The organism is Actinomycetospora succinea, assembly GCF_004363095.1.
Lineage (GTDB): Bacteria > Actinomycetota > Actinomycetes > Mycobacteriales > Pseudonocardiaceae > Actinomycetospora > Actinomycetospora succinea.
The window spans coordinates 571,407-583,704 of record NZ_SNYO01000002.1 but is presented as its reverse complement, the minus strand read 5'-3'; the positions used below and the strand labels follow the sequence as shown (position 1 = coordinate 583,704).

Here is a 12,298-nt window from a genome sequence, read left to right as displayed (position 1 = left end):
GAGCTCGACAACGGTGTACGACGGCGACATCGCGTCGGTACTGATCACCGAGGAGCAGATCCAGGACAAGATCGCCGAGCTCGCCGAGGAGATCGGCGCGAAGTACGGCGACGACGACTCGGATCTCGTCCTCGTCGGCGTCCTCAAGGGCGCCGTGATGTTCATGACGGACCTCGCCCGTCGGCTGCCGATGCCGACGCAGCTCGAGTTCATGGCGGTCAGCTCGTACGGGTCCTCGACGTCGTCCTCGGGGGTCGTGCGCATCCTCAAGGACCTCGACCGCGACATCTCCGGGCGCCGCGTCCTGATCGTCGAGGACATCATCGACTCCGGGCTCACGCTCTCGTGGCTGCGCAAGAACCTCGAGTCGCGCGGGCCGGCCTCCCTCGACGTCGTGACGCTCCTGCGCAAGCCGGAGGCCGCCAAGCTCGACGTGGACGTCGCGTACGTGGGCTTCGACATCCCGAACGAGTTCGTCGTCGGCTTCGGCCTCGACTACGCCGAGCGCTACCGGGACCTGCCCTACATCGGCACGCTGGACCCGCGCGTCTACGCCTGAGCGAGGTCGCTGAACGATCACTCAGTCGGAGGGACCCCGGCCGAGGGTCTCCGGCGACGGGTGGATACCGTCCGCCACATGGCGGGTGCGCGTCGCTCTCTGTGGCTCGTCAACGGGGCCATTGCTCTCGTGGTGCTCCTGGCCGCGGGCGGCACGGTCGTCGCGCTCACGGCGAGCGGCGGCTCCGACGACGCGGGTCTGCGGACCACGCCGGTCGGCCGGGGCACGGTCGCCGAGACCGTCACCGCGTCCGGCGCGGTCACCAGCGCTCGCAGCTCCACCCTGAACTTCGCGGCCGGCGGGCGCGTCGAGGACGTGCGCGTCGCGGTCGGCGACCGCGTCGAGGCGGGCGAGGTCGTCGCCACCCTCGACCCCGAGTACGCCGAGGCCAACCTCGAGGCCGCCCGCGCCCAGCGCGACTCCGCGCGCCAGCAGCTCCGCGACGCCCGCGCGGCGCGCGACAACCCGACGACCAGCGCGGCGGCGCCCGCACCCGCGGCGCAGCAGCCGGCGGCCCCGGCGGCCGGCGCGGCGGCTCCGGGCGCTGTGGCACCCGCACCCGCGCCCGCCCCGGCACCCGCTCCGGCCGGCGCGGGCGGTGCCGGCGGCGCCGGGGGCACCGGCGGACAGGGCGGTCCCGGCCTCATCGGCGGCAACGGTGGCCACGGCGGGCAGGGCGGTGCCGGCGGCGCCGGTGGCCCGCAGGCGCCGGCGCCGGCCGCCCCCCAGCAGCGATCGCAGCCCCTCGTCGGCGTCAACGGGCTGCGCAGCATGCCCGCTGCCGACCCGAAGGCCGCGGCCGCACCGGCCCCCACGCCGACACCGACCCCCGGCGCCGGCGCCTCGTCGGGCAGCTCGTCCGGCGCCGGGGCCGGCGGTGCGGCCGGCGGTGGCGGTGCCGCCGCCACGACGCCCGAGGGTCAGGTGGCGTCCGCGGAGGCGGCGCTGGCCCAGGCCGAGGCGCAGGTGGTGCAGGCCGAGCAGTCCGCCGACGACCTCGAGCTCTCCTCGCCGCAGGACGGCACGGTCGTCAGCCTCGACATCGGGCCCGGCCAGCTCGTCCCGGCCGGCGGCACGACGACGAGCTCGACGTCGTCGGGCAACCCGACCGGCGGCACGCTGCCCGACGGCACGGCCGGGGGCACCGGCGCCGCGGCCGGCGCGGCGTCGGCCGGGGCCTCCGGGGCCAGCAATGCCGGGGGCGGCGGGGCCACCGGGGGTGGCGGGTCCTCGGTCACCGGGTCGCCGAGCACGCCGGCCGCGATGACCGTCCTCGACCTCACCTCCCTGCAGATCCGCGCCGACGTCCCCGAGCTCGACGTCGGGCGGCTCCTGGTCGGCCAGCCGGTCGAGGTATCCGTGAACGCGCTGCCGGGTCAGGCGCTGCCGGGCACGGTCACCGCGATCGACCTCCTGCCCGGCGCCGGCACGTCGGTGCAGTACGGCACGGTCGTCACGCTCACCGGGCCGCCGCCGAACCTGCGGCCCGGGATGTCGGCGAGCATCGCGGTCACCGTGGCGCAGTCGCCGAACGTCGCGTTCCTGCCGTCGGTGGCGGTCACCCCGATCGGCGGCGAGGGCGCGCGGGAGGGCACGGTCCAGGTGCTCGGGCCCGACGGCGCCCCGCAGCCGCGCACCGTGGGCCTGGGCCTGAGCTCCGACACGCTCACCGAGGTCCGCTCCGGTCTCGCGCCGGGCGAGCTCGTCGTGCTGCCCGATCCCGACACGAGCAACCCGTTCGGTCCCGGCCAGGGGCCGCCGCCGAGCACCCAGGGCGGTCAGGGCGGCGGCGGAGGATGACCGGGCGGGACGCGGAGCGCAGCGGAGCCGGACCCATCAACGGGGTCGAGCACGTCCTCGACGTCCGGAAGCTCTCGAAGGTCTACGGCGCGGGCGAGACGGCGGTCCACGCGCTGCGCGACGTCGACCTGACCGTGCGGCGCGGCGAGTACGTGGCGGTGATCGGCCAGTCGGGATCCGGCAAGTCGACGCTGCTCAACATGCTCGGCTGCCTCGACGCCCCGACCTCCGGGCGCTACCTGCTCGAGGGCCTCGACGTCGCGTACCTCGACGAGCGCCAGCAGGCCGTCCTGCGCAACCGGCAGATCGGGTTCGTGTTCCAGGCGTTCAACCTCATCCCGCGCACCACGGCGCTCGCGAACGTCGAGCTGCCGCTGGTCTACGCGGGGGTCGGCCGGCGGGTCCGCCGGGACCGGGCGATGGCCGCGCTCGCGCTCGTCGGGCTGCAGGGCCGCGAGGACCACCGCCCCAACCAGCTCTCCGGCGGCCAGCAGCAGCGCGTCGCCGTCGCGCGCGCCCTCGTCACCGGCCCGGCCCTGCTGCTCGCCGACGAGCCCACCGGCAACCTCGACTCCCGGAGCACCGCCGACGCGCTCGCCCTGTTCGACCGCCTGCACGCGAGCGGCCGGACGATCGTGCTGATCACCCACGACGACGAGGTCGCCGCCCGCGCGGAGCGGGTCGTGGTGGTCAGCGACGGGCGCCTCTCGGAGACGGCCCGCCGGTGAGCGTCGTCGAGATCGTCCGCTTCGCGGTCCGCGGCCTCGTCGCGAACCGGCTGCGCTCGCTGCTGACGATGCTCGGGATCATCATCGGCATCGCGGCGGTCATCCTGCTCACGGCGCTGGGCAACGGGGCGTCGCAGTACATCCAGGGCCAGATCGCGGGCCTGGGCGCCAACAGCATCACGATCCTGCCGCGCCAGCCCCCCGAGAGCGCCGGTACCAGCGGGCGCCCGCTGACCACCGGCGACGTGCGCGCCCTCGCCGACCCGCAGGGAGCCCCGGACGTCGCGTCGGTCTCGCCGGTGGCGCAGCTGTCGGCCTCGGTCGACGCGGGACGCTCGCGCACCGACGCCACGGTCGTGGGCAGCACCCCGACCTACTTCCCGGGCGCCAACGTCCAGATCGGCACCGGCCGCGCCTACACCGACGCGGACGTCGAGGCGGGGCGCAAGGTCATCCTGCTCGGCCGCACGGTCGCCGACGACCTCTTCGGCGTCGGCTCGGACCCCGTCGGCCGGGACGTGCTGGTGCGCGGGGTGCCGTTCGACGTCATCGGCACGCTCGCGCCCGCCGGCCAGGGGCAGGGCCTGTCGAACCCCGACGAGAACGTGCTCGCGCCGATCACGGCGGTGCAGGGCTCGCTGACCGGGTTCGGCGACCTCAGCCAGATCGTCGTGCAGGCGCGCTCGACCGAGGCCCAGGCCGCCGCCGAGAGCGAGATCAACTCGATCCTGGACCGCCGGCACGGCATCGAGGAGCCGGACAACCGCGACTACCAGGTGCTGTCCGCCCGCCAGCTCGCCGACGTCCTCGACGACACCCTCGGCGCGTTCACGCTGCTGCTGGCGGCCATCGCGGCGATCTCGCTGGTGGTCGGCGGCATCGGCATCACGAACATCATGCTGGTGTCGGTGACCGAGCGGACCCGGGAGATCGGCATCCGCAAGGCCCTGGGCGCGCCGCCGTCGGCGATCCTCGGCCAGTTCCTCGTCGAGTCGATCATCCTGTCCGTGGTCGGCGGCATGCTCGGCGTCGCGGTCGGCTACGCGGGCACGCTCGTGCCGCTCGGTGACTTCCGGCCGGTCGTGCTGCCCTCCGCCGTCGTCGCCGCGGTCGCCGTGTCGGCCGCCATCGGCATCTTCTTCGGTGCCTATCCCGCCCGCCGCGCCGCGCGTCTGCGGCCCATCGAAGCGCTGCGCCGTGAGTGAGGCGCGCTCCCGGGAGGATCTCGTGACCCAGCCGTCCGACGGCGACCGCCCGACCGACTCGTCCCCGGCCACCGAGCAGATCGCGGTGCCGCCGGCGGCCCGGCGCTCCGACCCGCCGCCGGGCAGCACCCGCACGGCCGAGCAGGAGCGCCCGGATCCGGACGCCGAGCAGACCCGGCAGGACCACGCGGCGGCGGTGCTCGACGAGCCGGTCGACAACGTCGACCTCGCGACCCGCCTGCGCCGTCCCGGCCTGGCGCGCTCGACCCGGATCCTGCTGCTGGTGCTGGGCGCGATCGTCTTCCTCGCGCTCGGCGCGCTCATCGGGCGCGCGACCGCCCCGGACACCGGGCCCGGGTCGGTGCCCGACCTGCTCGGCGTCGTCGAATCCGTGCAGCCCACGGGCGGCGGCTTCCCGATCGTCACGGTCCGCTCGGGCGACGGCACGCAGACCGCGCTGCGCACGACGGCCGGGACGAGCGTCGCCGTGCCCCGCCCCGACGGGCCCGCGGGCCTGCGCGTCGGGCAGCAGGTCACGGTGCACGCCGAGCGCGGTACCGACGGCGCGATCACCGCCGTGCGCGTCGACGTCCCCGCGGGGCCCTGAGCACCGCTAGCCTGCCCCCGTGGCCGACCAGGGAGCTGCTGCAGAGATCGCCGCCGGGTACGCGACCGAGGGCGCGGCCCTCGAGATCGGGGCCGTCGTCGTCGACGGGACCGTCGACCCCGGCGCCCGGGTCCGGATCCCGTTCGCGACGCTGAACCGCCACGGGCTGGTGGCGGGCGCGACGGGCACCGGCAAGACCAAGACGCTGCAGAACCTCGCCGAGCAGTGCTCCGGCAACGGTGTGCCGGTGCTGCTCGCCGACATCAAGGGCGACCTCTCGGGTCTCGCCCGCGCGGGGGAGAGCAACGACCGCGTCACCCAGCGCGCCACCGACACCGGCGACGACTGGACGCCGACCGCGTACCCCGTGCAGTTCCTCTCGCTCGGCGAGGGGATCGGCGTCCCGGTCCGCGCGACGATCACGGGCTTCGGGCCGATCCTGCTGTCGAAGGTGCTGGGGCTCAACGACACCCAGGAGTCGACGCTCGGCCTGATCTTCCACTGGGCCGACCAGCAGGGCCTCGCGCTGCTCGACACCAAGGACCTGCGCTCGGTCATCCAGCACCTCCTGTCCGACGAGGGCAAGGAGGCGCTCAAGGGCATCGGCGGGGTCTCGACGTCGACGGCCGGCGTGATCCTGCGGGCGCTGGTCAACCTCGAGGCCCGCGGCGGCGACAAGTTCTTCGGCGAGCCCGAGTTCGACCCGGCCGACCTGCTCGCCGTCGAGGGCGACGGCAAGGGCAGGGTGACGCTGCTGGAGCTCGCCGACCAGCAGGCCGACCCGATGCTCTACTCCACGTTCCTCATGTGGCTGCTCGCCGAGCTCTTCGAGGACCTCCCCGAGGCCGGCGACATCGACAAGCCCAAGCTCGTCTTCTTCTTCGACGAGGCGCACCTGCTCTTCGCCGACGCGTCGAAGGCGTTCCTCGACCGCATCGAGCAGACGGTGAAGCTCATCCGCTCCAAGGGCGTCGGCGTCTTCTTCTGCACCCAGCAGCCCACCGACGTCCCCAACGACGTCCTCTCGCAGCTCGGCGCCCGGGTACAGCACGCGCTGCGCGCCTTCACCCCGGACGACCAGAAGGCGCTCTCGCGCACCGCGCGCACCTACCCGAAGTCCTTGGTCTACGACATCGAGACCTCGCTGACCTCGCTCGGCACCGGCGAGGCGATCGTCACCGTCCTCTCCGAGCGCGGGGCGCCGACGCCGGTGGCCTGGACGCGGGTGCGGGCGCCGCGCTCGCTGATGGCCGCGATCGGCGAGCCGGCCGTCACCGAGGCGGCGAAGGCGTCGCCGCTGTGGGGCAAGTACGGCGTGCCGCTGGACCGCGAGTCGGCCTACGAGAAGCTCTCGGCCGCGACGGGGGCCACGGGCGCGCCCGCCGCCCCGCCCGCCGCGCCGGTGCCCGAGGGGCAGCCCCCGCAGCCGGCGCCGCCCCAGGCGCCGCCGCCGTCGCAGGACGAGGAGCCGGGGATGGTCGAGAAGGCGATGGCGAACCCGGCCGTGAAGTCCTTCGTGCGCTCGCTGGCGAGCCAGCTCGGCCGCGAGATCACCCGCGGGCTGTTCGGGACGTCGCGCCGACGGCGCTGAGTCGCGCCCGGACCGGTGTCGTGACCGGGGGGTACATTGAGCAGATCAGGGCCCCACGGACGTCCGTGCGTGCGCGGACCCGGAGCCGAGACGACTGACACCGACCGCAGGGTCCACCCGGGGAGGGTCGAGGGCCGCCTGGAGGCCGCAACCGCATGGACCGCAAGCGCCTTCTCCGCAATCCACTCATCTGGATCGTGGTGTTCTTCCTGGTCTACCTCGGGATCTCGTCGCTGCTCAGCGACACCCGCGGCTACACCGAGGCCCCGACGTCGCTCGCCCTGCAGCAGGTCGAGGCGCGCAACGCGTCCGAGATCACGATCGAGGACAAGGAACAGCGCCTCCGGCTGACGCTCACCAACCCGGTGCAGGTCCCGGGCGTCGAGGGTGCCCAGCCGACGACGACCAACCAGATCTACGCGCAGTACCCGGCGGCCGCGACCGACCAGGTGTTCGCCCTGGTCCGCGACAACCCGGCCCCCTCGGGCTTCGACACCCGGGTCACGCAGGACTCGTTCCTGACCCAGATGTTGATCTACCTCATCCCGCTGGGCCTGGTCCTGCTGCTGCTGTTCTGGATGATGAACTCCCAGGGCGGGGGCAACCGCGTCCTGTCCTTCGGCAAGTCCAAGGCCAAGCAGCTCAACAAGGACATGCCGAAGACGACCTTCTCCGACGTCGCGGGCGCGAACGAGGCGGTGGAGGAGCTCTACGAGATCAAGGACTTCCTCCAGAACCCCACGCGTTACCAGCAGCTCGGCGCGAAGATCCCCAAGGGCGTCCTGCTCTACGGCCCGCCCGGCACCGGCAAGACGCTGCTGGCCCGGGCGGTCGCCGGCGAGGCGGGCGTGCCGTTCTACACGATCTCCGGCTCGGACTTCGTCGAGATGTTCGTCGGCGTCGGCGCCTCCCGGGTGCGCGACCTGTTCGAGCAGGCCAAGCAGAACTCGCCCTGCATCGTGTTCGTCGACGAGATCGACGCCGTCGGCCGCCACCGCGGCGCCGGCATGGGCGGCGGCCACGACGAGCGCGAGCAGACGCTCAACCAGCTGCTCGTCGAGATGGACGGGTTCGACTCCCGCGGCGGGATCATCCTCATCGCGGCCACCAACCGGCCCGACATCCTCGACCCGGCGCTGCTGCGTCCCGGCCGGTTCGACCGCCAGATTCCCGTGGCGGCGCCCGACCTCGCGGGCCGGCGCGCGATCCTGCAGGTCCACTCCGCGGGCAAGCCGCTCGCGCCCGACGCCGACCTCGACGGGCTCGCCAAGCGCACCGTCGGCTTCTCCGGCGCCGACCTCGCGAACGTCATCAACGAGGCCGCGCTGCTGACCGCCCGTCTCGGGCAGACGCAGATCACCGGGTCGGCGCTCGAGGAGTCGGTCGACCGCGTCATCGGCGGCCCGGCGCGCAAGAGCCGCATCATCTCCGAGCAGGAGAAGAAGGTCGCGGCCTACCACGAGGCGGGCCACGCGCTGGCCGCGTGGGCGATGCCCGACATCGAGCCGGTCTACAAGGTCACGATCCTGCCGCGTGGCCGCACCGGCGGGCACGCGCTCGTCGTCCCCGAGGACGACAAGGAGCTCATGACCCGCTCGGAGATGCTGGCCCGGCTGGTGTTCGCCATGGGCGGGCGCTCGGCCGAGGAGCTGGTGTTCCACGAGCCGACCACCGGCGCGTCGTCCGACATCGAGCAGGCGACCAAGATCGCCCGCGCGATGGTCACCGAGTACGGCATGAGCGCGAAGCTCGGCGCCGTGAAGTACGGCCAGGAGCAGGGCGAGCCGTTCCTCGGCCGCTCAGCGGGGCGCCAGCCCGACTACTCGCTCGAGGTGGCCCACGAGATCGACGAGGAGGTGCGCAAGCTCATCGAGGCGGCGCACACCGAGGCGTGGGACATCCTCAACACCCACCGCGACGCGCTCGACGCGCTGACCGGCGAGCTGATCGAGCACGAGACGCTGCAGCGCCGCGACCTCGAGCGCGTGTTCGCGTCGGTCACCAAGCGGCCGCGCATCACCGCGTTCAACGACTTCGGCGAGCGCCTGCCGTCGGACCGCCCGCCGATCAAGACGCGGCGCGAGCTCGCCACCGAGCGCGGCGAGCCGTGGCCGCCGCCCGGCGAGGCGGCCGACCCGGAGCGCACCGAGCGCACCACGGTCGGCTCGGTCGCGGGCAGCAACGGCAACGGCCACGTCGCGCACGGCGCCGAGAGCGGCTACGCGGGCGCCCACGCGGGCGGCAACGGTCACAACGCCGGCTACGACGCCGGCTACGGCTCGGGCCAGCAGGGGCACGACGGCGGCTCGTCGCCGACGCCCCCGGCGGGCATGCCGGCGACGGGCATCCCGGACGTCTACCGCACGGGCGCCAACGGGCGGCGTGCCGGCGAGAGCGGCGACAAGCCGTCGTCGGTCGCGCCGAACTACGGCGCCCCGCCCGGGTGGACCCCGGCCACCGTCCCGCACGGCACCACCTGGAACCCTGGCGGCGCCGGGCGCTCCGGGAACGCCGGCCCCTACGGGGAGTCCGGGCACGGCGACGGCGCGACCAGCCCGTACGGCACGTCACGCTCGACTGGCGACGCCGCCGCGAACCCGTACGGTGACCCGGATGGCCGTACCCGGGAGGGCCGGTCGGAGGGCCGCCACACGGGGACGTCCCCGAGCTGGGGCCACGACGGCACCGGCTCCGACGGCGGCACCGGGTCGAGCGGCGCCTCCGGCCCCGAGGGCCGGGACACCCCGCGCGGCTGACGGCCGAGGCTGAGATGGCCGGCGCCGCCCGGACGGGCGCGCCGGTCGGGTCGAGGGAGACCGCGAGGGAGACGTGACGACCAGTCAGGAGCTGGACGGCGATCTGGGTGACACCCGGGTGCGCCCCACCGACGACGGCGCCGGGGGCCCGGTGGGCGACGTCCTGGCCCCGGAGTGGGAGGGCTTCGACGCCCCGCGCGCCGAGGCCGCCGTGCGCGAGCTGCTCCTCGCCATCGGCGAGGACCCGGACCGCGAGGGCCTGCGCGACACCCCGGCGCGGGTGGCGCGCTCGTACCGCGAGCTCTTCGCCGGCCTCCGGACCGACCCGTCGCTGGTCCTCGAGCGCACGTTCTCCGAGGACCACGAGGAGCTCGTGCTCGTCCGCGACATCCCGATGTTCTCGATGTGCGAGCACCACCTGCTGCCCTTTCACGGGGTCGCGCACGTCGCCTACATCCCGGGTCCGCAGGGCCACGTCACCGGGCTGAGCAAGCTCGCCCGGCTCGTCGACCTCTACGCCCGCCGCCCGCAGGTCCAGGAGCGCCTGACCAGCCAGGTGGCCGACGCCCTCGACACCAAGCTCGACACCCGGGGCGCGCTCGTGGTGATCGACGCCGAGCACCAGTGCATGTCGGCGCGCGGCGTCCGCAAGCCCGGCGCCCGCACCACGACGTCCGCGGTCCGCGGCATCTTCAAGACCTCGGCCAGCACGCGGGCGGAGGCCCTCAACCTCATCCGGAGCGGCTGACGTGGGCGGTCCGCCCGACCCGACAGCCCGCGCCCACCGCCTCCCGGAGCCGGGGCGCTGCGTCGTCATGGGCGTGCTCAACGTGACGCCCGACTCGTTCTCCGACGGCGGTCGCTGGCTCGACCGCGACCACGCCGTGGGCCACGGCATCGAGCTGCACCGCCGCGGCGCCGACCTCGTCGACGTCGGCGGCGAGTCGACGCGCCCGGGGGCCGAGCGGATCGACGCCGCGACCGAGACGGAGCGCGTGGTGCCGGTGATCCGCGAGCTGGTCGCGGACGGCGTGCGGGTCAGCGTCGACACCACGCGCGCGGCGGTCGCGGCGGCGGCGGTCGAGGCCGGCGCCACGATGATCAACGACGTGTCCGGGGGCCTCGCCGACCCGCACATGGCCCGCACGGTCGCCGAGACCGGCGTGCCGTGGGTGATCATGCACTGGCGCGGGCCCAGCAACCGGATGACAGCCCTCGCCTCCTACGAGGACGTGGTCGGCGAGGTGCGCGCCGAGATGGTCGAGCAGGTCGACCGGGCGGTGCTCGCGGGCGTCGACCCGTCGCTGCTGGTCCTCGACCCGGGGCTGGGCTTCGCCAAGACCGCGGCGCACAACTGGCAGCTGCTGCGCAAGCTCCCGGTGTTCACCGGGCTCGGCTTCCCGGTGCTGATCGGGGCGTCGCGCAAGCGGTTCCTCGGGGCGCTGCTCGCCGACGACGACGGCACCCCCCGCCCGCCCGACGGGCGCGAGATCGCCACCGCGGCGGTCTCCGCGCTCGCGGCGGCGAACGGCGCGTGGGGCGTGCGCGTGCACGAGGTGGGGCCGTCGCTGGACGCGGTCGCGGTCGCCGCGGCCTGGTCGTGGGGGACGTCGCCGGCGGAGATCGAGCCGTGAGCGACCGCATCGAGGTGAAGGGCCTGCGGGTGCGCGGACACCACGGGGTGTTCGAGCACGAGCGCCGCGACGGCCAGGACTTCGTCCTCGACCTGGCGCTCGACGTCGACCTCACCGCGGCCGCGGCCTCGGACGACCTCGTCGACACCGTCGACTACGGCGCGCTGGCCGAGGGTGCGGCGGCGATCGTGGGCGGCCCGCCGCGGCGGCTGATCGAGGCGGTGGCCGGCGAGGTCGCCGACCGGGTGCTCGAGGACGACCGGGTGGCGGCCGTCGAGGTCACGCTGCACAAGCCGCAGGCGCCGATCACGGTGCCGTTCGACGACGTCGCGGTGGTGCTGCGGCGCGAGCGGCGGCTCCCGTGAGCCGCGCCGTCCTCTCGTTGGGCTCCAACATCGGCGACCGGGCCGCGAACCTGCGCGGCGCCCTCGCCACCCTGCGCGCGGCCGGGGCGCGGGTGGTCGCGGTGTCGCCGGTGTACGCGACGGCGCCGTGGGGTGGGGTCGAGCAGGACGACTTCCTCAACGCGGTCGTCGTCGTCGAGGACCCGGCGTCGCGTCCCCGCGACTGGCTGACCCGCGCCCGCGCCGCCGAGAGCCGCGCCGGGCGGACCCGCGACGTGCGCTGGGGCCCGCGCACGCTCGACGTCGACGTCCTCGACGTGGACGGCACCACCGACGACGACCCCGAGCTGACGCTCCCGCACCCGCGCGCCCACGAGCGGGCGTTCGTGCTGGTCCCGTGGCTGGACGTCGACCCGAACGCCGAGGTCGCCGGGCGGGGGCGGGTCGCGGACCTGCTCGCCGCGCTCCCGGCCGACGAGCGCGACGGGGTGCGCCGCGACGGAGAGCTCGAGGCGGCGCGGTGAGGACCAGCACGAGCCCGTCACTGCTGATCGTGGCCGCGGTCGCCGCCGGCCTCGCGGTCAACGTGCTGCTGCAGGCGGCCTACGGCGAGTTCCCGCGCCTGCCCCTGCTCGCCGGGCTGACCCCGCTGGTGCTCGGGCTGGCCGAGCTCGTGCTCGCCGTCGTCCTGCGCGCGCGCATCCGCCGCCGGCCGGGCGCGCGGCCGGTCGACGCGCTCGCCGCCGCCCGCGCCGTCGCGCTGGCCAAGGCGTCGTCGCTCGCCGGGTCCCTGATCGGCGGCGCGTGGCTCGGCGTCCTGGCCTACGTGCTCCCGCTGCGCGACCGCGTCGACGCCGCCGGCGCGGACACCGCGAGCGCGGTGGTCGGCGTGGTCGGGTCGGCAGTGCTCGTCGGGGCGGGGCTGTGGCTGGAGCACAGCCTGCGCACGCCCGACGACCCGCGCAGCGACGACCCCCGCGACTCGGCCCGGGGACGATCGTGACCGCCGGCGCGGTGTCACCCCTCTGGCGTCTCCGCGGGGGGAACAGGACGGACGAGGCGGCTCGGTACGCT

General features: G+C 75.0%; 12 protein-coding genes. All 12 read left to right on the top strand.

Translation table 11 applies throughout. The features are described from left to right. The first annotated feature begins 13 nt into the window (after nt 1–13). Nucleotides 14–559: a hypoxanthine phosphoribosyltransferase gene (gene hpt / locus EV188_RS09140; protein ID WP_133825914.1), complete on the top strand. Its 546-nt coding sequence runs from the start codon at nt 14–16 to the stop codon at nt 557–559. A gap of 78 nt (nt 560–637) precedes the next feature. Next, nucleotides 638–2,359 carry an efflux RND transporter periplasmic adaptor subunit gene (locus tag EV188_RS09135; RefSeq protein WP_133825913.1) on the top strand — a complete coding sequence of 574 codons (1,722 nt, stop codon included), beginning with the start codon at nt 638–640 and terminating at the stop codon, nt 2,357–2,359. Next, nucleotides 2,356–3,087: an ABC transporter ATP-binding protein gene (locus tag EV188_RS09130; RefSeq protein WP_133825912.1), complete on the top strand. Its 732-nt coding sequence runs from the start codon at nt 2,356–2,358 to the stop codon at nt 3,085–3,087. Before EV188_RS09135 ends, EV188_RS09130 begins: the two co-directional genes overlap by 4 nt. Beyond that, a complete protein-coding gene (locus EV188_RS09125; protein WP_133825911.1) occupies nt 3,084–4,292 on the top strand; it encodes an ABC transporter permease in 1,209 nt (402 codons plus the stop codon). Before EV188_RS09130 ends, EV188_RS09125 begins: the two co-directional genes overlap by 4 nt. A 22-nt stretch (nt 4,293–4,314) precedes the next feature. Then, a complete protein-coding gene (locus EV188_RS09120) occupies nt 4,315–4,899 on the top strand; it encodes a hypothetical protein (RefSeq protein ID WP_133825910.1) in 585 nt (194 codons plus the stop codon). Nucleotides 4,900–4,918: 19 nt separating this feature from the next. After that, complete coding sequence (locus EV188_RS09115; RefSeq protein ID WP_133825909.1) at nt 4,919–6,490, top strand: helicase HerA-like domain-containing protein; 1,572 nt, start codon at nt 4,919–4,921, stop codon at nt 6,488–6,490. Between the two features lie 155 nt (nt 6,491–6,645). Next, nucleotides 6,646–9,246 carry an ATP-dependent zinc metalloprotease FtsH gene (gene ftsH, locus EV188_RS09110; protein WP_133825908.1) on the top strand — a complete coding sequence of 867 codons (2,601 nt, stop codon included), beginning with the start codon at nt 6,646–6,648 and terminating at the stop codon, nt 9,244–9,246. A gap of 151 nt (nt 9,247–9,397) precedes the next feature. Continuing rightward, nucleotides 9,398–9,994: a GTP cyclohydrolase I FolE gene (gene folE / locus EV188_RS09105; RefSeq protein ID WP_243741615.1), complete on the top strand. Its 597-nt coding sequence runs from the start codon at nt 9,398–9,400 to the stop codon at nt 9,992–9,994. A 67-nt stretch (nt 9,995–10,061) separates the two neighbouring features. Continuing rightward, nucleotides 10,062–10,880, top strand: a complete 819-nt coding sequence (folP, locus tag EV188_RS09100) for a dihydropteroate synthase (protein ID WP_133826330.1) — start codon at nt 10,062–10,064, stop codon at nt 10,878–10,880. Continuing rightward, nucleotides 10,877–11,245, top strand: a complete 369-nt coding sequence (gene folB / locus EV188_RS09095) for a dihydroneopterin aldolase (protein ID WP_133825907.1) — start codon at nt 10,877–10,879, stop codon at nt 11,243–11,245. Before folP ends, folB begins: the two co-directional genes overlap by 4 nt. Further along, a complete protein-coding gene (gene folK, locus EV188_RS09090; protein WP_133825906.1) occupies nt 11,242–11,748 on the top strand; it encodes a 2-amino-4-hydroxy-6-hydroxymethyldihydropteridine diphosphokinase in 507 nt (168 codons plus the stop codon). Before folB ends, folK begins: the two co-directional genes overlap by 4 nt. Beyond that, nucleotides 11,745–12,227 carry a DUF3180 domain-containing protein gene (locus EV188_RS09085; RefSeq protein ID WP_133825905.1) on the top strand — a complete coding sequence of 161 codons (483 nt, stop codon included), beginning with the start codon at nt 11,745–11,747 and terminating at the stop codon, nt 12,225–12,227. Before folK ends, EV188_RS09085 begins: the two co-directional genes overlap by 4 nt. Nucleotides 12,228–12,298: the final 71 nt, after the last annotated feature.

What these genes read in the sequence shown, in the direction of transcription:
- EV188_RS09135 (WP_133825913.1), top strand. Translation starts at nt 638, where the DNA reads ATGGCGGGTGCGCGTCGCTCTCTGTGGCTCGTCAACGGGGCCATTGCT.
- EV188_RS09130 (WP_133825912.1), top strand. Translation starts at nt 2,356, where the DNA reads ATGACCGGGCGGGACGCGGAGCGCAGCGGAGCCGGACCCATCAACGGG.
- ftsH (WP_133825908.1), top strand. Translation starts at nt 6,646, where the DNA reads ATGGACCGCAAGCGCCTTCTCCGCAATCCACTCATCTGGATCGTGGTG.
- folP (WP_133826330.1), top strand. Translation starts at nt 10,062, where the DNA reads ATGGGCGTGCTCAACGTGACGCCCGACTCGTTCTCCGACGGCGGTCGC.